At 72.6% G+C, this 21,290-nt stretch carries 21 protein-coding genes; 11 read left to right on the top strand and 10 right to left on the bottom strand.

Annotation, left to right across the window (positions count from 1 at the left end; translation table 11 throughout):
• Window positions 1-179 precede the first annotated feature (179 nt).
• Together rpsT and ACBI99_RS26155 are read right to left on the bottom strand one after the other, a co-directional pair.
• Window positions 180-446 (bottom strand): 30S ribosomal protein S20, encoded by a 267-nt coding sequence (rpsT, locus tag ACBI99_RS26150; protein WP_049574879.1) that lies wholly within the window; start codon window positions 444-446, stop codon window positions 180-182.
• A 120-nt stretch (window positions 447-566) separates the two neighbouring features.
• A complete protein-coding gene (locus tag ACBI99_RS26155) occupies window positions 567-1,556 on the bottom strand; it encodes a hypothetical protein (protein WP_375073719.1) in 990 nt (329 codons plus the stop codon).
• A 14-nt stretch (window positions 1,557-1,570) separates the two neighbouring features.
• Here ACBI99_RS26155 and lepA point away from each other — a divergent pair, with 14 nt between their 5' ends.
• Complete coding sequence (gene lepA / locus ACBI99_RS26160) at window positions 1,571-3,442, top strand: translation elongation factor 4 (RefSeq protein ID WP_219507494.1); 1,872 nt, start codon at window positions 1,571-1,573, stop codon at window positions 3,440-3,442.
• A gap of 30 nt (window positions 3,443-3,472) precedes the next feature.
• Here lepA and ACBI99_RS26165 read toward each other — a convergent pair whose 3' ends face one another.
• Window positions 3,473-5,029: a DUF6297 family protein gene (locus ACBI99_RS26165; protein WP_375073720.1), complete on the bottom strand. Its 1,557-nt coding sequence runs from the start codon at window positions 5,027-5,029 to the stop codon at window positions 3,473-3,475.
• Entirely contained in the window at window positions 5,026-5,736 is a 711-nt protein-coding gene (locus ACBI99_RS26170; RefSeq protein WP_375073721.1) for an ATP-binding cassette domain-containing protein, read from the bottom strand. Before ACBI99_RS26170 ends, ACBI99_RS26165 begins: the two co-directional genes overlap by 4 nt.
• A gap of 148 nt (window positions 5,737-5,884) precedes the next feature.
• On the opposite strand from ACBI99_RS26170, the gene ACBI99_RS26175 reads away from it, so the two are divergent.
• Window positions 5,885-6,178, top strand: a complete 294-nt coding sequence (locus ACBI99_RS26175) for a hypothetical protein (RefSeq protein ID WP_219507499.1) — start codon at window positions 5,885-5,887, stop codon at window positions 6,176-6,178.
• Between the two features lie 39 nt (window positions 6,179-6,217).
• Window positions 6,218-6,850, top strand: a complete 633-nt coding sequence (locus ACBI99_RS26180; RefSeq protein WP_219507500.1) for an MOSC domain-containing protein — start codon at window positions 6,218-6,220, stop codon at window positions 6,848-6,850.
• Window positions 6,851-7,081: 231 nt separating this feature from the next.
• Here the strand turns inward: ACBI99_RS26180 and ACBI99_RS26185 are convergent, their stop codons facing one another.
• A complete protein-coding gene (locus ACBI99_RS26185; RefSeq protein WP_219507501.1) occupies window positions 7,082-8,332 on the bottom strand; it encodes a glycoside hydrolase family 18 protein in 1,251 nt (416 codons plus the stop codon).
• Window positions 8,333-8,440: 108 nt separating this feature from the next.
• Between ACBI99_RS26185 and hemW the strand changes: the two genes are divergently transcribed.
• Window positions 8,441-9,661, top strand: coding sequence for a radical SAM family heme chaperone HemW (gene hemW, locus ACBI99_RS26190; protein WP_375073722.1), 1,221 nt, complete (start codon window positions 8,441-8,443; stop codon window positions 9,659-9,661).
• A gap of 14 nt (window positions 9,662-9,675) precedes the next feature.
• On the opposite strand, the gene ACBI99_RS26195 is transcribed toward hemW, so the two are convergent.
• The gene (locus ACBI99_RS26195) at window positions 9,676-10,488 is read right to left on the bottom strand and encodes a DUF3097 domain-containing protein (RefSeq protein ID WP_219507503.1); all 813 of its coding nucleotides are present in this window, start codon (window positions 10,486-10,488) and stop codon (window positions 9,676-9,678) included.
• A gap of 18 nt (window positions 10,489-10,506) precedes the next feature.
• On the bottom strand, window positions 10,507-11,214 hold the full coding sequence (locus ACBI99_RS26200) for a hypothetical protein (protein WP_219507504.1): 708 nt from the start codon (window positions 11,212-11,214) through the stop codon (window positions 10,507-10,509).
• Window positions 11,215-11,362: 148 nt separating this feature from the next.
• Between ACBI99_RS26200 and hrcA the strand changes: the two genes are divergently transcribed.
• A complete protein-coding gene (gene hrcA, locus ACBI99_RS26205; protein ID WP_219507505.1) occupies window positions 11,363-12,382 on the top strand; it encodes a heat-inducible transcriptional repressor HrcA in 1,020 nt (339 codons plus the stop codon).
• An 11-nt stretch (window positions 12,383-12,393) separates the two neighbouring features.
• Window positions 12,394-13,533 carry a molecular chaperone DnaJ gene (gene dnaJ, locus ACBI99_RS26210; protein WP_219507506.1) on the top strand — a complete coding sequence of 380 codons (1,140 nt, stop codon included), beginning with the start codon at window positions 12,394-12,396 and terminating at the stop codon, window positions 13,531-13,533.
• Here the strand turns inward: dnaJ and ACBI99_RS26215 are convergent.
• Window positions 13,501-15,531: a nitrate- and nitrite sensing domain-containing protein gene (locus ACBI99_RS26215; protein WP_375073723.1), complete on the bottom strand. Its 2,031-nt coding sequence runs from the start codon at window positions 15,529-15,531 to the stop codon at window positions 13,501-13,503. The genes dnaJ and ACBI99_RS26215 overlap by 33 nt on opposite strands.
• Window positions 15,532-15,641: 110 nt before the next feature.
• On the opposite strand from ACBI99_RS26215, the gene ACBI99_RS26220 reads away from it, so the two are divergent.
• Entirely contained in the window at window positions 15,642-16,367 is a 726-nt protein-coding gene (locus ACBI99_RS26220) for a 16S rRNA (uracil(1498)-N(3))-methyltransferase (protein ID WP_375073760.1), read from the top strand.
• 29 nt (window positions 16,368-16,396) lie between these two features.
• On the opposite strand, the gene ACBI99_RS26225 is transcribed toward ACBI99_RS26220, so the two are convergent.
• Window positions 16,397-17,053, bottom strand: coding sequence for a hypothetical protein (locus ACBI99_RS26225; RefSeq protein ID WP_219507509.1), 657 nt, complete (start codon window positions 17,051-17,053; stop codon window positions 16,397-16,399).
• Window positions 17,050-17,562, bottom strand: a complete 513-nt coding sequence (locus ACBI99_RS26230) for a SigE family RNA polymerase sigma factor (RefSeq protein ID WP_049573205.1) — start codon at window positions 17,560-17,562, stop codon at window positions 17,050-17,052. Before ACBI99_RS26230 ends, ACBI99_RS26225 begins: the two co-directional genes overlap by 4 nt.
• Before the next feature lie 261 nt (window positions 17,563-17,823).
• Here ACBI99_RS26230 and ACBI99_RS26235 point away from each other — a divergent pair, with 261 nt between their 5' ends.
• From ACBI99_RS26235 to ACBI99_RS26250, 4 genes are all read left to right on the top strand, one after another.
• Complete coding sequence (locus ACBI99_RS26235; protein WP_219507510.1) at window positions 17,824-18,168, top strand: histidine triad nucleotide-binding protein; 345 nt, start codon at window positions 17,824-17,826, stop codon at window positions 18,166-18,168.
• Between the two features lie 91 nt (window positions 18,169-18,259).
• Window positions 18,260-19,291 carry a PhoH family protein gene (locus ACBI99_RS26240; protein ID WP_219507511.1) on the top strand — a complete coding sequence of 344 codons (1,032 nt, stop codon included), beginning with the start codon at window positions 18,260-18,262 and terminating at the stop codon, window positions 19,289-19,291.
• Window positions 19,288-19,764, top strand: a complete 477-nt coding sequence (gene ybeY / locus ACBI99_RS26245) for an rRNA maturation RNase YbeY (RefSeq protein ID WP_219507512.1) — start codon at window positions 19,288-19,290, stop codon at window positions 19,762-19,764. Before ACBI99_RS26240 ends, ybeY begins: the two co-directional genes overlap by 4 nt.
• Complete coding sequence (locus ACBI99_RS26250; protein WP_357585144.1) at window positions 19,761-21,056, top strand: hemolysin family protein; 1,296 nt, start codon at window positions 19,761-19,763, stop codon at window positions 21,054-21,056. Before ybeY ends, ACBI99_RS26250 begins: the two co-directional genes overlap by 4 nt.
• The last annotated feature ends 234 nt before the right edge of the window (window positions 21,057-21,290 follow it).

Raw genomic sequence — 21,290 nt, forward strand, 5'->3', positions numbered from 1 at the left:
GGCCGCAAGGTCGTCTTTTCAACGGTGACACAGCCGATACGCTGCGGCGATGCGTATGTGATATTGAAACTGTGACACATTCCGCATGGACATACTTCACTCAGCGGAGTATGGGGAGAGTGGGGGCGCAACACAAAACGCCGCACCCCCGTCAGAGGGTGCGGCGTCGCGCTGAAGCGTTACTTGGCCAGGGCCGCGGCCTGCTTGGCGATCGCGGACTTGCGGTTGGCGGCCTGGTTCTTGTGGATGACGCCCTTGCTGACGGCCTTGTCGAGCTGACGGGCGGCGACCCGCTGGAGCGCCGCGGCCTGCTCGACGTCACCCTGCTCGGCAGCCTCGCGGAACTTGCGGACCGCCGTCTTCAGGGAGGACTTGACCGCCTTGTTGCGCAGGCGGGCCTTCTCGTTCTGCCTGTTGCGCTTGATCTGGGACTTGATGTTCGCCACGAAGAAGCCTCGGTGAAAGTCTTAGGTGATGGATGAAGCGCGCGGGCTCGAGAGAGGGCGCGCCACACGCAGTTGCCCAGGCTACCAATAACCCAGCTGGCAGCTCAAATCAACGGCGTTCTACGACAGCCAGCGTGTCCGGTATTCCGCCCAGTCCTCCGCCGTCGCCGCGAAGTCCACGTACAGGGCGAGGCCGAACCGCTCGCGCGGGCCGTGGCCGGACAGCGCCAGCTTGGCGCCCTCGGCCGCGAGCGCGACGCTCTCGGCCGCGTCGCTCCACGGGACGTCGTGGTCATGATAGGCGGGCGCGCCGACGAACACGTGCTTGGTCTCGGGCACCAGCTCCAGCGCCAGCTCCGCCTGCCTGGCCACGTGACCGCCGTAGAGCGACTGCAGGGGCAGGCCCGAGTCGTACGTCATCACGGCGACCTGGTCGACCCGGGCGACGACCTCCTGGAAGAAGCCCCGCGACCAGTACTTGTCGTGGGTGAGGACGGCCCTGGTGGCCAGGCACATGCCCGGGTACGGCTCGATCTGGGGCGTGGAGGTCGACAGCAGGCGCGTGTGCTTGCGCGTCTCCTCCAGCAGGACCAGGAAGTCGGTGTCGCCGTCGCCGATCGGCTCGAAGTTGTAGTGGATGCCGTCGTAGCCGGTCCGCATGACGGCGGCGACGCCGGCCAGGACGTTCCGGCGGGAGGTGGGGTCGTCGAGGTCGAGCGCGTCCTCGACGGACTGGCCGAGCCAGGCGGAGACGCGGACCCCGGGGAGGTACTTCTTCATCCATTGGACGAAATTTTGGGCATTGGGGTATTTGGCAGGATCTAGTCGGCCATCCATCTCGAACGGCCCGGAATGCACGTACACATCCTTGATGCCGGTGGCGCGCAGCCGCACGGCCAGCTCCCGCACGTCCGCCTCCGTGCGGCGGCCGTCCACCCACATGTGGCCCAGCCACATGGCGTCGTTACCGGTGCTCTTCGCCCAGCCCGCGGGCTCGCCGGTAAACTGGAGGCGGAACGCTGCGGCTACGACGCCGGTCAGCACCACCACGACGGCCACGACCAGCGCGACCAGGCGCAGGCCGCGGCGGATGACGGCTCGGGAAGTCACCCGGGCATGTCACCATGAAAGACTGCTTGTCCTCAACCCTGTCGAAACGGACTTCGGTGCGCACTCAGCCTGGCCAGACCGACCCCGCGTTGATCCGCAACTTCTGCATCATCGCGCACATCGACCATGGCAAGTCGACCCTTGCCGACCGGATGCTGCAGATCACCGGTGTGGTCGACGACCGCTCCATGCGCGCCCAATACCTCGACCGGATGGACATCGAACGCGAGCGCGGCATCACCATCAAGTCCCAGGCGGTCCGCCTGCCCTGGGACGGCCACGTGCTCAACATGATCGACACGCCCGGCCACGTCGACTTCACCTACGAGGTGTCGCGCTCGCTCCAGGCGTGCGAGGGCGCGATCCTCCTGGTCGACGCCGCCCAGGGCATCGAGGCGCAGACGCTGGCCAACCTCTACCTGGCCATGAACGCCGACCTGCACATCATCCCGGTGCTCAACAAGATCGACCTGCCGGCGGCCCAGCCGGAGAAGTTCGCCGAGGAGCTGGCCGGCCTCATCGGCTGCGACCCCTCCGACGTGCTGCGCGTCTCCGGCAAGACCGGCGTGGGCGTGCGCGAGCTGCTCGACCACGTCGTCGCCACCGTGCCCGCCCCGGTCGGCGACGCCGACGCGGCCGCGCGGGCGCTGATCTTCGACTCGGTCTACGACACCTACCGGGGCGTCGTCACGTACGTCCGCGTCATCGACGGCCACCTGGGCAAGCGCGAGCGCATCCTCATGATGTCCACCGGCGCCACCCACGAGACGCTGGAGATCGGCGTCATCTCGCCCGAGCCCAAGCCGTCCGAGCCCGGCCTCGGCGTCGGCGAGGTGGGCTACCTGATCACCGGCGTGAAGGACGTACGCCAGTCCCGCGTCGGCGACACCGTCACCACCGCCGTCAAGTCCGCCCGCGAGATGCTCGAAGGCTACGAGCACCCCAAGCCGATGGTGTTCTCCGGCCTCTACCCGATCGACGGCGACGAGTACCCGGAGCTGCGCGAGGCGCTCGACAAGCTCCAGCTCAACGACGCCGCGCTCGTCTACGAGCCGGAGACGTCGGCCGCGCTCGGCTTCGGCTTCCGCGTCGGCTTCCTCGGCCTGCTCCACATGGAGATCGTCCGCGAGCGGCTGGAGCGGGAGTTCGGCCTGTCGCTGATCTCCACCGCGCCCAACGTCGTCTACCGCGTCGTCATGGAGGACGGCACGGAGCTGACCGTCACCAACCCCTCGGAGTTCCCCACCGGCGGCAAGATCGCCCAGGTCTTCGAGCCGGTCACCAAGTCCACCATTCTGGCCCCCGCCGAGTTCATCGGCGCGATCATGGAGATCTGCCAGGGGCGGCGCGGGCAGCTCCAGGGCATGGACTACCTGTCGGAGGACCGCGTCGAGATCCGCTACACGCTGCCGCTCGGCGAGATCATCTTCGACTTCTTCGACCAGCTCAAGTCGCGCACCCGCGGCTACGCCTCGCTCGACTACGAGCCCGCCGGCGAGCAGGAGGCCGAGCTCGTCAAGGTCGACATCCTGCTCCAGGGCGAGGCGGTCGACGCCTTCAGCGCCATCGTGCACAAGGACAAGGCCTACGCCTACGGGGTCGACATGGCCAAGAAGCTGCGCGAGCTCATCCCCAGGCAGCAGTTCGAGGTGCCGATCCAGGCCGCCATCGGCGCCCGCGTCATCGCCCGTGAAAACATCCGCGCCATCCGCAAGGACGTCCTGGCCAAGTGCTACGGCGGCGACATCTCCCGTAAGCGCAAGCTGCTGGAGAAGCAGAAGGAAGGCAAGAAGCGGATGAAGATGGTGGGCCGCGTCGAGGTGCCCCAGGAGGCGTTCGTCGCCGCGCTGTCCACCGACTCCGGCGGCGACAAGACCAAGAAGTGACGCCCGGCTCCCGCTGAGGAGCCGGGCGGTTCAGCGGGCCCGCAGCACGTACGCGGCCAGCACCGCCGCGCCCGTCACCGCCTGCGCCACCAGCGTGGCCGTGAGTGTGGCAGGCGTGAACATCAGCGCGTTCACCAGCGGCAGCGCGCCGATCAGCGCCAGGTCCGGCCCGGTCGCCGCCCAGAACACCGGGCCCAGCGGGATCGCCCCCGACCCCGTGTCGAGGATGGGCAGCGAGTGGTCGACCGGCCGCCTCCTGGCCATGCGCAGCGCCGCCGCCGCCAGCGCGGGCGCCAACAGCGGGCCCATCAGCCACCACGCGCCCACCGGCGGCAGCGCGCCCGCCAGCGCCAGGCCCGCCAGGGCCAGCGCCGCCCACACGCCGCTCGTCAGCGCGGGCAGCAGCGCCCTCGCCAGCAGCGCCGGGCGGCGGCCCACGCCGAGCAGCCGGGCCAGGGCCGGATTGTCGCCGTCCCTGCGCGCCCCCGACACGCCCGCCGCCGCCACCGCGAGCGCCCCGCCGAGCACCGCCGCGCCCGCCACCGCACCGGCCCCCGCCAGCGCCAGCAGCGCCGGGAGCGCCGCCGCCGCGAACGTCGCGGCCAGCCGCCACGGCCGCCTGGCCGTCCGCAGCCAGTCCTGCCACGCCAGCGCGAGCGGCGCCGGCAGCGACGGCCAGCGGACCGAGCGCAGCCGCCTGGCGCGCCAGTGGTTGTCCTCCGCCATCCAGGTCAGCGCCCCGGTGTCGAGGCTCACGGCCGCCGTCGCCAGGTGCCCGGCGCGGGCCGACGAGGTCAGCAGCGCCGCCGCCGGGATCCGGTCCGCCCGCGCCCACGCGCGCCCCACCAGGAGCGCCGAGGCCAGCGCCGCCACGGCCGCCGCCGCGGCGACCGCCCCCAGCGGCGCCCCCGCCACCGCCTCGACCACCCCGCGGAACGGCGCCTCCGCACCGTTCCCAACAGCCGCGGCTGCGCCTGCGGTCGTGCCGGTTACGGCGGCGGTGGTGAGGGAGGCGCGGGCCGTGCCCACGGCGGCGACCGCCGCCGTCACGAGGAGCGCCACCACGACGGCCGTCAGCCAGAGGTGCCACGTGTGAGAGGTCTGAGCCAGTACGGCGAGCGCCATCCCGCCCGCCGTCGCCGAGACCCCGACGACCATCGCCGCCACGAGCCGCCACACCAGGTGGTCCGGCGCGCCCACGAGCGCCAGCAGCGCCAGCCCCAGCACCCCGCCCGTCACCAGCGCCACCACGCCCAGCACCCGCAGGGGACGCCCGAGCACCGCGCGCCGGTCCAGCGGCGACATCACCAGCCAGCCCGCGTCGGACCCGCTCAACGCCACCGGCCCCACCGCCCGGGCCAGCGCCAGCCCGCCGGCCAGCGCCACCAGGGTGACCGCCACGCCCGGCGCCACCCCGGCGAGGTCCGCCGGGCCCCGCAGCCCCGCCACGGCATCGGCGACCGGCCTGCCGAGCACGGCCACGGCGATCGCCGTCATGATCAGGCCCGCGTACCGGTCCAGCGCGCCGACCGGCGCACGGCGGCGGCGCGTGCGCACGAACGCCCGCACCTCACGCACGGCCGTCACCGGGCCACCTCGCCAGCGGGAGAGGCGGTGGGTGAGGCGGTGGACGAGGCGGCGGGAGGGACGGCGGGAGAGGCGGTGGGAGAGACGGTGGACGAGGCGGTGGGCCTGACGGCGCGGCCACGGGCGGCGAGGGCCGCGTCGTGGGTCGCCATCACCACCGTGCCGCCCTCGCCCGCGTACGCCTCCAGGAGCCCGGCCAGCCGCTCGCGGAAGGCCGCGTCCAGGCCGCGCTCGGGCTCGTCCAGCAGGAGCAGGTCGCTGGGCCTGAGCAGCGCGGCGGCCAGGGAGAGGCGCTGGCGCTGCCCGGTGGACAGGTTCAGCGGCGGCGCGTCGGCGCGCACCTCCAGCCCGAACACCGAAAGCGCCTCCGCCACCGTCATGCGCGGCCCGGCGTGCACGGTCAGCATCAGCTCCAGGTGCTCGCGGGCGGTCAGCCCCGGGTACCAGGCGGGCTCGTCGGCCGCCAGCGCCACGCGGCGCCAGAAGGCGGGCTCGTCGGCCGGTGGCGCGCCGAAGACCTCCACGGTCCCTTCGGTGGCGGGTTGCAGCCCCGCCAGGCAGCGCAGCAGCGTGGACTTCCCCGCCCCGTTGGGGCCGACGACGGAGACGGTCTCTTCCCGGCTGACGGTGAGGTCCATGCCCTGGATGACGGGGTTGCCGCCCAGGTCCACGGTCAGATCGCGGACATGAATGATCTTGTTGGACACCGTTCGAGTCTATGGCGCGGCTCCCGCCGCCGCTGTGCCGCCGCTGTGCCGCCGCTGTGCCGCCGCCGTGCCGTGGCCGCCCCAGGCGGAATTGTCGGTGGCGCTGGCTAGCTTGTTCACCCGAACACTTGTGCGACTGGAGGGTGACATGATCGCTGCTGAGCGCTTTGAGCGTGCCGCGGTTCTGGGGGTGGCCGTGGCGGAGGAGACGCGGCGGCTCCTCCGGCTCCACCTGGCGCCCGCCGCCGTGGGGGAGGACGGCAAGGTGGTCGTCGACGTCCCCTATCCGGACGCGGCGGTGGTGACGGCGCTGCTCGACGTGGCGGCCGACTGCTTCGGCGAGCGGGGCGACTCGGTCGAGGAGGTGCGCCAGGCCGCGCTGCGCACCCTCTTACAGCTCGCCGACCTCGACGACACCTCCCGTCTCAACGCCCCCCGTTAGCCGATCGCCGGAGGGGGCCGGTCCGGGTTACCGTCGGGCATGCGCGTTTTGTCAGTAAATGTCGGCACTGCCGTCGACGCGGAGTGGGCGGGCAAGCTCAAGCGCACCGCCATCGACAAGAGGCCGGTCACCCACCGGGTGGAGGTGCGCGCCGGCGGCCTGGCCGGTGACGAGCGCGCCGACCGGGAGCACCACGGCGCCCCGGGCCACGCCGTCTACGCCTATGCCCGCGAGGACTACGACTGGTGGGAGGCCGAGCTGGGCCGCGAGCTGCGTGACGGCCGCTTCGGCGAGAACCTCACCGTGTCCGGCGTCGACGTCAACGGCGCGCTCATCGGCGAGCGGTGGCGGGTCGGCACCGCGCTGCTGGAGGTGACGGGGCCCCGGGTGCCGTGCGTGGTGTTCCGCAACTGGCTCGACGAGCCCGCCTGGGTCAGGCGCTTCACCGAGGCGCGGCGCACGGGCGCGTACCTGAGGGTGGTGGAGCCGGGGGAGCTGGGCGCCGGCGACGCCGTGGACGTGGTGTCCAGGCCCGGCGGGAGTGTCACGGTGGCCGAGTCGTTCCTGGCCTACCACGGTGACGAGGAGCTGCTGCGCCGCATCCTGGCCCTGCCCGGTTACGACCCGCGCTGGGACCGGGTGGCCGTACGGGTGCTGGGGGTCGTGTCCTGAGGGGCCTCGCGCGGAAGGGTTGCGCGGAAGGGGCCTCGCGGAAGAGGCCCGCGCGGATTGGGTTGCGCGGAAGGGCCTCGCGCGGACGTGGGCGCGTTTCACGTCCGCGCGAGGAGCACATCTCCTCCTACGACCCCGCCTTCAGAGCGTGGGTGCGGTTCGGGGCGGGTTCGCGGGTGGGGTGGGGGAGCGCCGGGTCGGGTGGTGGGGCGCTCCCCCGAGGGTGCTGTCTCACTTGAGGACCCTGTAGAGGGCCGTGGTGAGGGAGGCGCGGGAGTCGTCCTGGTCGATGGACCACATCATGGCGCCGCCGAGGCGCTTGAGGCGGATGTAGGCCGCCTTCTGCGTCAGCACCACCGGGTCGTCGTACGACCAGAACTCGTTGCCGTCGTAGAGCCAGACGGCACCGGTGCGCAGGTCGCGGTGACGCTTGCCGGGCTTGTTGACCAGGTCCTTGTAGTCCTCGGCGCCGGCGGCCCACTTGCCGGGGGCGGGGCCGGTGGCCGGCTGGTAGAGGCCGTCGCCGCCGCCGGTGACGCCGGTCCAGCCGAGGCCGTAGGCGGGGACGCCGATGACGAGCTTGCGGGCGGGGGCGCCGCGTGAGAGGTAGTCGCGGACGGTCTGGTCGACGCTGTAGCGGGGGTCGTTGGGGTCGCGGCGGTCGGTGAGGAGGTTGCTCTGGTGGCCGGTGCGGTTCTCCCAGCTCCCGCGCAGGTCGTACCCCTGGACGGTGGCGAAGTCGAGCTGGCGGAACACGCGCCGCACTTCGAAGCCGGCGTCGATCTTGGCGGCGGCGGCGGGGAGGAACGCGGTGAGCTGGGCGTCCCGCGAGAACGCGCGGAGCTGCGAGCGGAGCTCCTCGACGAAGAGGGTGAAGTTCTGCTTGTCCTCGGGCCGGATGATGTTGCCGTCGGCGCCGGAGGAGCCGGGCCACTCCCAGTCGAGGTCGATGCCGTCGAAGACGCCCGCTCCGGCGCCGGGCTCCAGGCCGGGCAGGTTGCCGCGCAGCCACAGGTCGATGCACGACTGGGCGAGCTTGGTGCGCGATTCGGCGGTGAGGACGGCGTCGGAGAAGTACTTGGAGCCGGTCCAGCCGCCGAGCGAGATGAGCGCCTTGAGCCCGGGGTGCTTGGCCTTGAGCTTGCGGAGCTGGTTGAGGTTGCCGTTGAGGGCCTGGCCGGGCTCGTCGGCGACGCCGTCGACGCTCTGCTCGGCCGGCACCGGGCGCTGCCAGTCGGCCCACGGGTCCGCGGAGTAGCAGGCGCCTTCGGCGTTGACGAAGCCGAACGCGTAGTTGACGTGCGTGAGCTTGGCGGCGGCGCCGCTGACGTCCATGTCCTTGACGTGATAGTTGCGCCCGTAGACGCCCCATTGGATGAAGTACGCGACCCGCTTGTAGCGGTCGTTCTCCGCCTGGGCGGGCACGGCGATCGCGGTGAGGGCGACTAAGAGCGACGAGAGAGCGATGAGGATTCTCTTCACGGGGGGCGCCTCCCGGGGCACGCAACTTATAGGAAACTTTCCTATAAGTTGTCCCGGATCGTAGGGCCAGGGGATCGGGCAGTCAATGGCAGCGGGCACACTGGAGACGTGCCATCGACGCTGCCAGACGGAGACCCCGCGCCCGCCTCGGGCGAGCTGCCCGAGAGCGCCCTGCGGGGGCTCGGCGAGCGCCCGTTCGGCTTCTACGTGCACGTTCCGTTCTGCGTGACCCGCTGCGGCTACTGCGACTTCAACACCTACACCGCCGCCGAGCTGGGTCCCGGCGCCTCGCGCGCCGACTACGCGGCCACGGTGGTCGAGGAGATCCGGCTCGCCCGCCGCGTGCTCGGTGACGCCGAGCTGCCGGTCGAGACGGTGTTCTTCGGCGGCGGCACGCCCACGCTGCTGCCCGCCGAGGACCTGTCGAGGATCCTGGCGGCCATCGGCGCGGAGTTCGGCCTGGCGCCCGGGGCCGAGGTGACGACCGAGGCGAACCCCGAGTCCGTCGACCCGAAATACCTGGAGAGACTCCGGGAAGGCGGCTTCAACCGGGTCAGCTTCGGCATGCAGAGCGCCCGCGACCACGTCCTGCGCGTGCTCGACCGCCAGCACACCCCCGGCCGGGCCGGGCAGGCGGTGCTGGAGGCCAGGAAGGCCGGGTTCGACCACGTCAACCTGGACCTGATCTACAGCACGCCGGGGGAGAGCGACGACGACTGGCGCGCCTCGCTGGCCGCCGCCGTCGAGGCCGAGCCCGACCACGTGTCGGCCTACTCGCTGATCGTCGAGGACGGCACCCGCCTGGCCGCCCGCATCCGGCGCGGCGAGCTGCCGATGCCCGACGACGACGTGGCCGCCGACCGCTACGTGATCGCCGACGAGATGCTGGCCGAGGCCGGGTTCCGCTGGTACGAGGTGTCCAACTGGGCGACCTCCGACGAGGCCCGGTGCCGCCACAACCTGCTCTACTGGACCGGCGGCGACTGGTGGGCCGCCGGGCCCGGCGCCCACAGCCACGTCGGCGGCACCCGCTGGTGGAACGTCAAGCACCCCGCCCCCTACGCGCAGCGCCTGGCGGAGGGCCTGTCGCCCGCGCACGCCCGCGAGGAGCTCACCGGCGAGGACCGGGCGACCGAACGCCTCATGCTGGAGCTCCGGCTCGCGTCCGGCTACCCCCTGGCCGACGTGCCGCCCACCGGCCGCACCCACGTCGCCGCCGCGCTGGCCGACGGGCTCCTGGAGCCGGAGGCGTTCAAGGCCGGCCGCATGGTGCTCACCCTGCGGGGCCGCCTGCTCGCCGACGCCCTGGTCCGCGACATCCTGAGCTGATCAGGCCGCCGCGCTCACGAGGCTGCCGCGGTGACGAAGTCGATCAGCTCCTCGACCCGGCCGAGCAGCTCGGGCTCCAGATCCGCGTAGGTCGAGACGGAGCCGAGGATGCGCCGCCAGGCGTCGGCCGGCTCGGCGCGCCAGCCCAGGGCGGCGATCACGCCCTCCTTCCACGGCACCCCGCGCGGCACGTCCGGCCAGGCCGCGATGCCCACGGCCGACGGCTTGACCGCCTGCCAGATGTCCACGTACGGGTGCCCGACCACGAGCACGTGCGGCGAGGTGACCTGGGCGGCGATGCGGCTCTCCTTGGAGCCCGGCACCAGATGGTCGACCAGCACGCCCAGCCGCCGCCCCGGCTCGGGCGCGAACTCCTCGACGATCGCCGGCAGGTCGTCGACGCCCTCCAGGTACTCGACGACCACGCCCTCGACCCGCAGGTCGTGACCCCAGATCTTCTCCACCAGGGCGGCGTCGTGCACGCCCTCGACGTAGATGCGGCTCTCGCGGGCCACCCTGGCCCGCAGCCCCTCCACGGCGATCGAGCCCGAGGCGCTGCGCCGGGGCGCCCGGGGAGCGGCGGCCTGGGGCCGCACGAGCGTCACGACCTTGCCCTCCAGCAGGAACGCGGCGGGCGCGAGCGGGAACAGCCGGCGCCTGCCGAAGCGGTCCTCCAGCGTGACGGCCTCCTTGTCGCAGGCCACCACCGCGCCGCAGAAGCCGCTGTCGGCGTCCTCCACCACCAGGTCCGGCTCGGCCGGCACCTGCGGGATCTTGCCCTTGCCCGGGCGCCGCCAGTTTCCCGCGAGAACATCACCGTCGTACACACCGGGGACCGTAGCAAATCACCCGCCCGCCGCGAGGCGCTTGCGGTGCCCGCTGCGGCGTACCACGACCACGATCGTCACGAAGGCCGCCGCGAGCACGCCGATCGCGGCCACGATCGCGGCCACCGCCGCGCCGCCCACGACCCCGGCCGCCGCGCCGAGCACGCCCGTGCCGATGCCGAACCGGGCGTCCGACTGCTGCTGGGTGGCGCAGGTGACCTGGTACTGGCCCGCCGACGGCGCGTTGACCAGCGCGATCTGCTCCCAGCGGGTGCCGTCGACGGTGAGCGTGGTCGTGCCGGAGGGCGCGATGAGCGTGGCGCCGCCGGAGATCTGGCAGTCGTAGCTGACCGGGCCGTCGGAGGCGAGGTAAAGGGCGGGGCCGTCGGCCGGGTCGAGCGTGGCCGCGACCGTCTCGCCGGCGGCGAACGTGCGGTTCGGCGCCACGTTCGCCACCGTGCTGAACAGGCTGCTCACGAACAGCGCCCCGGCGGCCAGCACGCACACGGCGGCCACGCCCCATGCGAGGCCGATCCACCTCAGCCGGGGCCGGATCGCCTTCGGGTCCACCCGCTGCCCGTACGGAGGCGGGAACTGCTGCCCGTACGGGGGCGGCGGCGGGGCGAAGTAGGGCTGCTGACCAGGGGGAGGGGGCGGATACTGGTGGTGGGTCCCCGGCTGCGGCCCCGGCGGAGGCGGCGGGCCGTACGGCGAATTGTCCGTCATGGCGGCAAGTGTGAGGCTTGGCATTCGGCTTGTCATCGGGCCCCCGGCGTTATCGCACCTTGTGGGTGAGAGCCGTACACTTGGCACTCGGGAACACAGAGTGCTAGACCTGGCGTTTCCCCTAAAGGCAGCGGTAGGAGGTGCGCACGTGCTCGACGATCGTAAACTCGCGGTGCTCCGCGCCATTGTCGAAGACTACGTGTCGACCAACGAACCCGTCGGCTCGAAGGCGCTCGCCGAGCGCCACAACCTCAAGGTCTCCCCGGCGACGGTCCGCAACGACATGGCCGCGCTGGAGGAGGAGGGCTACATCACCCAGCCGCACACCAGCGCGGGCCGAGTGCCGACGGACAAGGGTTATCGCCTGTTCGTCGACAGGCTCTCGCAGGTCAAGCCGCTCTCCGGAGCGGAGCGCCGGGCGATCGAGACCTTCCTGGCGGGCGCGGTCGACCTCGACGACGTGGTGACCCGCACGGTGCGGCTGCTCGCGCAGCTCACCAGGCAGGTCGCCGTCGTGCAGTATCCGACCCTGACCCGTTCCACGGTCCGGCACGTCGAGCTGGTCCCGCTCGCCGAGCGGCGGGTCATGCTCGTCCTGATCACCAACACCGGCCGCGTCGAGCAGCGCGTGATCGAGCTGCCCGAGGTGGTGGAGGACACCCGCATCGCGCACCTGCGCGCGGTGCTCAACGCCTGTCTCGACGGCTGCGGCCTGGCCAGCGTGCCGGAGCTGGTGTCCGACCTGCCCGAGCGGCTGCCGGTCGAGGACCGGCCGGTGGTGGCGACGATCCTGTCGGTCCTGCTCGAAACGCTCGTCGAGCGGCACGACGAGAAGATCGTGTTCGCCGGCGCGGCCAACCTGGCCGGCGCCGACTTCAGCGTCGGCCTGCGCGACGTGCTGGAGGCGCTGGAGGAACAGGTCGTGCTCATGCGGCTGCTCGGCGAGACAACCACAGACACCCCGTCCGCTCTCACCGTGCGCATCGGTTCCGAGAACGCCTATACCGGACTGCGGGGCACGTCCATCGTCGCCACGGGATACGGTCAAGGCGACAACCAACTGGCCCGGCTCGGCGTGCTGGGCCCCACGAGGATGGACTACCCCGTGACGATGGGCGCCGTACGCGCGGTGGCACGCTACGTCAGCCAGATCCTGGCTGCATCTTAAGAGGTCGATAAGTGGCAAACAGCGACTACTACGCCACCCTCGGGGTGCGCCGTGACGCCAGTCAGGACGAGATCAAGAAGGCCTACCGCCGGCTGGCCCGCGAGCTGCACCCTGACGTGAATCCCGATCCCGCCACCCAGGAGCGGTTCAAGGAGATCACGCAGGCCTACGAGGTGCTGTCCGACCCGAGCAAGCGCCAGATGTACGACCTCGGCGGCGACCCGTTCGGCGGCGGCGGCGCGGGTGCGGGCGCCGGCGGGTTCGGCGCCGGGTTCCCGTTCAGCGACATCATGGACGCCTTCTTCGGCACCGCCGGCGGCACGCGCGGGCCCCGCTCGCGTGCCAGGCGCGGCCGCAACGCGACCATCCGGGTCGAGCTCGACCTGCGCGAGACCGCGTTCGGCACCACCCGTGAGCTCGTCGTCGACACGGCCGTCACCTGTGAGGTGTGCCAGGGCGCCGGCACCGCCCAGGGCACCCACCCCGACACCTGTGACATGTGCAACGGGCGCGGCGAGATCTCCCAGGTCACCCGCTCGTTCCTGGGCCAGGTCATGACCTCGCGGCCGTGCCCGCAGTGCGGCGGCTTCGGCAGCATCATCCGCCACCCGTGCCAGGAGTGCTCCGGCGACGGCCGGGTGCGCACCCGCCGCACGATCAAGGTCCGGATCCCGGCCGGCGTCGAGGACGGCACCCACATCCAGCTCGCCGGCGAGGGCGAGGTCGGCCCCGGCGGCGGCCCGCCCGGCGACCTGTTCCTGGAGATCGCCGAGAAGCCGCACGAGATCTTCGAACGGCGCGGCGACGACCTGCACTGCACGGTCCAGATCCCGATGACGGCGGCCGCGCTCGGCACCATCCTGTCCGTCGAGACGCTCGACGGCCCGGAGGAGGTCGACGTGCGGCCCGGCACCCAGTCCGGTCAGGTCATCACCATGTACGGGCGCGGCGTCCAGCGGCTCAACGAGTCGGGCCGCGGCGACCTGCTCATCCACGTCAACGTCGAGACGCCCGGCCGCCTCGACCCGGCCCAGGAGGAGCTGCTGCGCGAGCTGGCCAAGCTGCGCGGCGAGGAGCGCCCGCCCGGCAAGTTCGCGCCGGGCCAGCAGGGGTTCTTCTCACGGCTGCGCGACGCGTTCAACGGCCGCTGAGGCAGCCGTCAGGAGCTCCTCCGGCAGCGCCACCCGGGCGGTCACCCCGGAGCGGGGCGTCTCGTGCAGCCACACCCGCACGCCGAGCCGCTCCGCCAGCCGGCCCACCACGTGGTGGCCGAGGCAGCGGTCGGGCGCGGCCAGGAAGCTCTCCTCGCCCCTGAGCCGGGCGTTGGCCGCGGCCAGCTCGGCGGGCGTCATGCCGACGCCGTGATCGGTGATCGTGATGCGGCACTCGCCCTCGTCGGCGCGTGCCCAGATCTCCACCTCGGCGTCGGGCGGCGAGAACGCCAGCGCGTTCTCCACCAGCTCGGCCAGCAGGTGCGCCACCTCGGCCACGACGGCCCCGCGCACCAGCGGGCCGTCCAGCACCCGCAGCGTCACCCGGTGATGGCCCTCCATCTCCGCCAGCGTCATCCGCACAACGTCGGCCACCGGGACCGGCTCCGACGAGCGGCGTGCCGCCCGCTTGCCCGCCAGCACCAGTAGGCTCTCGGCGTTCCTGCGCAGCCGCCCGGTCAGCCGGTCGAGCTCGCACAGCCGCGCCAGCGCCGCCGGGTCGGACTCGTGCCGCTGCAGCACGCCGACCGCGCCGAGCTGACGGTGCACCAGGTCGCGGTTGCGCCGCCCCAGCTCGGCCAGCGCCTCCGCGGTGCCCTCGCGCAGCGCCGTCCGCTGGGCGGCCAGCCGCGCCGCCGTCGCGTGCATGCCCCCGACGGCCCACGCCACCTCGGTGAACGCGTCGGCCCGCGCCCTGCCGGGGCCCGCCTCCCGTACGCCGGACTCCAGCTCGGCCGCGTGGTCGCGCAGGATGGCCGCCTCCGTGGCCAGGTTGCGCAGCGGACGCAGGACCGAGCGCACGACCAGCGCCCCCAGCGCGAGCAGCATCAGCGTCAGCGCGGCGCCGGAGGCCGCCAGCGTCACCAGGCGGCGCGTCTCGCGTTCCACGGCGGCCACGGCGGCCGCGCGGGCCTGACCGCCCGCCACCCGCTGGGCGGCCCTCAGCGCGTCCGTACGGGCCTCCGTGGCGCTCTCCCATGCCCGGGGCCCCGCCGTCACCTCCGTGCCCGAGGCGCTCGCCACGGCCTCCTGCTCCAGCGCGGCCACCCGGGCCACCGGTCCGGCCCGCAGCGCCCGGTCCAGCGCCGCCGCGCCCGTCCGCCCGGCCATCCGCCCGTAGCGGGCCAGGGCGTCGTCCGCCACGGCCCCGGCCCGCAGGAACGCCGCGTAGTCGGCCGCCGCGAACCCGCCCGCCGCCAGCGCCCCCGTCACCAGCGCGCGCTGCTGCGCGGCGGCCTCCTTGCCCCGCGCCAGCGCCTCCAGCGGCCCCGCCCGGTGCGAGGCCGCCAGCACGGCCGCGATCGTCGTCGTATAGGCGGTGAACACCGTCAGATGCCGGGGCCGCGCCCCCACCTCCCCCGGCACGGCCGCCGCCCCCGGCACGGCGCTCCCGGCCGCTCCAGGGACGGCGGTTCCGCTTTCCCCTGGGACGGCGGTTGCGGTCGCTTCGGGGACGGCGGCCGTGCCGGGGGCGGTGGTTCCGGCGGCGCCAGGCACGGCGGCTCCGGGGACGGCGCCCTCGGCTGTCCCGGCGGCGTTCCCGACGTTCCCGGCGTTCTCCCCGGCCGCGCGGATCTCGGCCAGGGTGCCGGGCCCGGGAAGCGACTCGCGTACGCGCCCGGCCCCGGCGCGGCCGCTGAGCAGCGGGGCGAGGGCGCCGTCGGTGGCGCGGCGGGCGGCGGCGAGGTCGGCGGCGAAGCGCTCCTCACCGGCCGCGCGGCCCGCGGCGAGGGTGCGTTCGCGCTGGAGGGCGTGGACCAGGTCCTCGGCGGCGAGTGCCACGTCCACCTGGCGGACGCCGGACGCGGCCTCGGCACGGGCCGCGGCGAGGTCCGCGACGCCGGCTCCCGTCGCCGCGATGAGCAGCAGCGCCGGCACGGCCGGCAGCAGGAACAGGCGCGCCCTCAGGGGCAGCCCGCGGGCGGGGGACATGGTCATCGCGCTGGGCCCTCGTAAAGTGACGTCAGGAAAGTGCGAGTGCACGTGACACGATATTGCGTCGCGTGTTCGCTTGACTGCGTGACGTGAAGAATCTGGAGTGCGACACGGTGACGGTTCCGGTGTTCCTCGCGGCGGATCTGAGCGGGTCCGAGCTGGTGCTCGACGGCCCCGAGGGGCGGCACGCGGCGTCGGTGCGGCGGCTGCGCGAGGGTGAGCGGGTCGACCTGACCGACGGCGCGGGCGCGGTGGCCGAGTGCGTGGTGCGCGAGGTGCTGAAGGACGCGCTGCGGCTGGACGTGCTGGCCCGCCACGAGGTGCCCGCGCCGCGGCCCCGGCTGGTCGTGGTGCAGGGCCTGCCCAAGGGTGACCGGGGCGAGCTGGCCGTGGAGATGATGACCGAGGCGGGCGTCGACGTGATCGTGCCGTGGGCCGCCTCGCGCAGGATCACGCAGTGGAAGGGCGAGCGGGCCGCCAAGGCGCTGGGCCGGTGGCGGTCCACGGCGCGGGAGGCGGGCAAGCAGGCGCGCCGGTTCCATCTGCCGGAGGTGGCCGAGCCCGCCACGACGGCCCGCGTGGAGGCGCTGCTGGCGGGCGCGGCGCTGGGGCTGGTGCTGCACGAGGAGGCGGCCGAGCCGCTGTCGCGGGTGGCGCTGCCGGCGGGCGGCGACATCGTCGTCGTGGTGGGCCCGGAGGGCGGCGTGTCGGAGGACGAGCTGGCGCGCTTCGAGGCGGCCAAGGCGGTGCCGGTGCTGCTGGGGCCGACGGTGCTGCGCACCTCGACGGCGGGGGTGGCGGCGGCGGCCGTGCTGCTGGCGCGCTCCGGCCGCTGGTAGCGTCCCGGCGGGCCATGCGCCTGGGGGCGTCAGGGGAGCGGGGGCGGGGTGGCGAGCAGCGGGCTGGGCGCGTCCGACGCGGTCGGCGCCGGGTCGCCCGGCGGGCACTCCTCGGCGGGGCAGGGCGCCTCGGGCGCGGCGGTCTCCGAGATCGACGGGTCCGGCGAGGGCGAGGGCGTGATCTCCGGGCAGTCGGCGGGCGGCTCCGCCTGCTCCTCGGCGGCCGTCGGGCACGGCGTCGTGCTGGGCTCGGAGCTGGGGGAGGGGGAGGGCTTGCTGGTCGACCTGGCCGTCTCCGACGGCTGCGGGGAGGGCGGCGGCGTGGACGGGTCGGGGACGACGACCGCCGGCGGGTCCTGCCGTACGGTGGCCTTCGGCTCGGCGGGCCGGCTGGTCGACGACTTGGCCGGCGGGGTGGCGCTGGAGGTGGCCTCGACCTCCTGGACGGGCACCTGCTCGATCACCTGGTTGCGCAGCTCGGGGACCACCATCACGATCGTGGCGGCGACCAGGACGGCGCTGGCCGCGGCGGCGCCCACCCGCCACCAGATGAGGTTGCGCGCCCCGCGCCGCTCGATCCGGGCGCGGATGATCTCCAGCCCGTCCGGCGAGGGCACGACCGCGTCCGCCTCCGCGTGGAGCGCACGGCGCAGGGCGTCGCCGTGCTCGTCGGGGGGCTGGGTCATGACATCTTCTCCAGGACGGATCGCAAGGCGGCCATGCCACGCGCCGTGTGGCTCTTGACCGCGCCCTTGCTGATGCCCATGGCGTGGGCGATCTCAGCCTCGGACAGATCACCGTAGTAACGAAGGACCAGTGCCTCTCTCTGACGGGTGGGCAGGGCTCGCAGCGCCTCGATCACGGCGGAGCGTTCGAGCTCGCCGATCGCGCCGTTCTCGGCGCTCGGCGCGTCGGGCAGGCCCTTCGGCGCGTATTTCTCGACGACCGCGCGGTGGCGCAGCACGGAACGGGACCGGTTGACGACGGACTGACGCAGGTAGGCGAGTGCTTTGTCGGGGTCACGCAGTCTGCGCCAGGCGCCGTGGATGGCGACGAACGCGTCCTGCACGACTTCCTCCGCGGTTGCCATGTCGCGCACCAGCAACACAGCGAGACGTACCAATGACCGAAAGTGCGCGCTGTAGAGCGCGGTCACGGCCATGTCGGCGTCCCACCCGACCGGCACCGCCCCCATGGACCTGTCGGCCAGGAGGGTTTCGGTGGTCACTTCAGTGGGACGCGCGGCCTTGCCTGAGGGTTTACGCTCTTCCGGTTCCTTAGGGGGCATGACCCAGTCGTGTCCTCGCCAGGTGGCCTCGCCCGACCCTGAATCGTCTCTTTTCCTTGAAGTGTCGCACACACACCCTAACCGCGTTGATCTTCGGACGCCACGCGGGAAGCGGTCACCGATTCGCAACGCCGATCAGGCGATGTCCCGTGTCGGTAAGGTGATCGGGTGACCGACTGCCTCTTCTGCAAGATCGTGGCCAGGGAGATCGAGGCCGAGATCGTCCTGGAGACCGAGCGGGCGCTGGCCTTCCGCGACATCAACCCGCAGGCGCCCACCCACGTGCTCGTCGTACCGAAGGCGCACCACGCCGACGCGGCGGCCCTGGCCGAGGCCGACGACGGGCTGGCCGACGACGTGCTCAAGGCCGCGCACGCGGTGGCCGTGCAGGAGGGCGTCGCGCCCGGCGGTTACCGGATCGTGTTCAACACCGGGGCCGGCGCCGGGCAGACCGTCTTCCACGTGCACGCGCACGTGCTGGGCGGGCGTGACCTGACCTGGCCGCCCGGGTGATATTGGCATGAGCGATCGGCCTGGTCCCGGCTACCATGGGGGCACAAGCAAAGCCAAGGAGACCGGGAGGCATCAGGCCGCTGGCCTGCCCATGTCCGAACTACACGAATCCCGACGAACGGCACCTCCCTCGCGCACTCAAGCCAAGGTGCTGATTCCGGACGAATACCCGATGGTCAGCCTCCTGGGCTCACGTGACGAGCTGCTGCGCGTCATCGAGGGCGCCTTCAAGGCCGACATCCACGTGCGCGGGAACGAGATCACCGTCACCGGCAGCCCCGACGAGAGCGGCACCGTGGTGCGGCTGTTCGAGGAGCTGGTCGAGGTGCTGCGCAGCGGCGGCGAGCTCACCCCCGACGCGGTCGAGCGGAGCATCGCCATGCTCCGCATGACCTCCGACCGCCCGGCCGAGGTGCTGTCGCTCGACATCCTCTCCTCGCGCGGGCGGACCATCAGGCCCAAGACGGTCAACCAGAAGCGCTACGTCGACGCGATCGACAAGCACACGATCGTCTTCGGCATCGGCCCCGCCGGCACCGGCAAGACCTACCTCGCGATGGCCAAGGCCGTGCGCGCGCTCCAGGAGAAGCGGGTCAACCGCATCATCCTGACCCGCCCCGCGGTCGAGGCCGGCGAGCGGCTCGGCTTCCTGCCCGGCACCCTCTACGAGAAGATCGACCCCTACCTGCGGCCGCTCTACGACGCGCTGCACGACATGGTCGACCCCGACTCGATCCCCAAGCTGATGGCCGCGGGCACGATCGAGGTCGCGCCGCTGGCCTACATGCGCGGCCGCACGCTCAACGACGCCTTCATCATCCTCGACGAGGCCCAGAACTCCTCGGCCGAGCAGATGAAGATGTTCCTGACCCGTCTCGGCTTCAACTCCAAGATCGTGGTGACGGGTGACGTCACCCAGGTCGACCTGCCCTCGGGCACGGTCAGCGGCCTGCGGGTGGTGCAGGAGATCCTCGAGGGCATCCCCGACATCCACTTCGCCCGGCTGACCAGCTCCGACGTGGTCCGCCACAAGCTGGTGAGCGAGATCGTCGACGCCTACGGGCGCTACGACGCACTCCAGGAGCCGAAGCAGATCCAGCAGCAGCGGGGAAAGCGCCGATGAGCATCGAGATCAACAACGAGTCCGGCGTCGGCGTCGACGAGGAGACCCTCGTCGCGCTGGCCGGCCACGTGCTCGCCGAGATGGGCATCAACCCGCTGGCCGAGCTCTCGATCGTGGTCGTCGACGAGGACGCCATGGCCGAGCTGCACGAGAAGTGGATGGGCGAGCCCGGCCCGACCGACGTGCTCGCCTTCCCGATGGACGAGCTGCGTCCCGGCGGCGGCGCGCGTGGCGACGGCGAGAGCCCCGCCGACCCGGCGCTGCTGGGCGACGTGGTGCTCTGCCCGCAGGTGGCGGCCCGGCAGGCCGAGGAGGCCGGCCACAGCGCCCAGGCCGAGCTCGAGCTGCTGTGCACCCACGGCATCCTCCACCTGATGGGCTACGACCACGCCGAGCCCGAGGAGCACAAGGAGATGTTCGGGCTGCAGGCCCGGCTGCTCGAAGCCTGGCGGGAGGTGCGCGACTCCCGGTGAACGCCTGGTTGCCGTTGGCCATCGTCCTCGTCGTGGTCGGTGGCCTCATCGCCAGCGCGGAAACGGCGTTGACGCGCATCTCCCGGGTGCGCGCCGAGGAGGCCGTGCGAGACCGCAGGCGCGGCGCCGACCGGCTGCACGCGATCGTCTCCGACGCGCCGCGCTACCTCAATCTGCTGCTCCTGCTCCGGCTGAGCTGCGAGCTGGTCGCGACGGTGATCGCGACACTGCTGTTCATCGACCTCATGCACGACCAGGGCTGGGCGTACGTGTCCGCCGCGGCCGTGATGATCGTGGTGAGCTACGTGATCGTCGGCGTCATGCCGCGCACCCTGGGCCGCCAGCACGCCGAGCCGATCGCGCTGGCCAGCGCCCCGATCGTCTACGGGCTGACGAAGATCTTCGGGCCGCTGCCCAAGCTGCTCATCCTGCTGGGCAACGCGCTGACGCCCGGCAAGGGGTTCCGCGACGGGCCGTTCACCTCCGAGGCGGAGCTGCGTGACCTGGTCGACCTGGCCGAGGAGCGCCGGGTCATCGAGCCCGACGAGCGCGAGATGATCCACTCGGTGTTCGAGCTGGGCGACACGCTGGTGCGCGAGGTCATGGTGCCGCGCACCGACATGGTCTACATCGAGCGGGGCAAGACGCTCAGCCAGGCGCTGTCGCTGGCGCTGCGCAGCGGCTTCTCCCGCATCCCGGTGGCCGGCGAGAACGAGGACGACGTCATCGGCATCGCCTACCTCAAGGACATCACCCGGCGGGTGCACGAGTCGGGCGCCGACCGCGGGCACGAGCGCATCGAGTCGATCATGCGCCCGGCCACGTACGTGCCCGAGAGCAAGCCGATCGACGAGCTCCTGCGCGAGATGCAGGCCAAGCAGACCCATCTGGCCATCGTCATCGACGAGTACGGCGGCACGGCCGGCCTGGTCACGATCGAGGACGTGCTGGAGGAGATCGTCGGCGAGATCACCGACGAGTACGACCAGGAGGCGCCCCGGGTCGAGCCGATGCCCGGCGGGGCGCTGCGGGTGACGGCCCGGATGCCGGTCGACGAGCTGGCCGAGCTGTTCGACACCGAGATCGAGGTCGACGACGTCGAGACGGTGGGCGGGCTGCTGGCCCACGCGCTGGGCCGGGTGCCGATCGCCGGCTCCCAGGCCGAGGTGGCGGGCCTCAGGCTGACGGCCGAGAGCCTGGCCGGGCGGCGCAACCGGATCAGCACCGTGGTCGTGCGGCGGGTGCTGCCGCTGGGCGACGACGTGGTCCCCGCCCGCGCCGAGCACGACTGACCGGCGGGTCCAGGTTGCCGCAAGCGTTCTACAAGTCTTCTGCAAGCGCCGTCCGCCAGTCTTTCTCTCGACACCCTGTGCGGTGGGTGTCACGAGGGGGGCTTCCGAGCGCCGGGTGGGGTTCGCGGCGGGAGGAAGGCTTCCGGGGGGACGGCAACGTCTCGATCAGCTAGCCGATCGTGACGTTGTTCGGCGTAAAGGGTGTTCTCGTCCGAACAGGACGGGAGCACCCTT

The organism is Nonomuraea sp. ATR24, from assembly GCF_041950485.1.
In the GTDB taxonomy this organism is placed as follows: Bacteria; Actinomycetota; Actinomycetes; order Streptosporangiales; family Streptosporangiaceae; genus Nonomuraea; species Nonomuraea ceibae.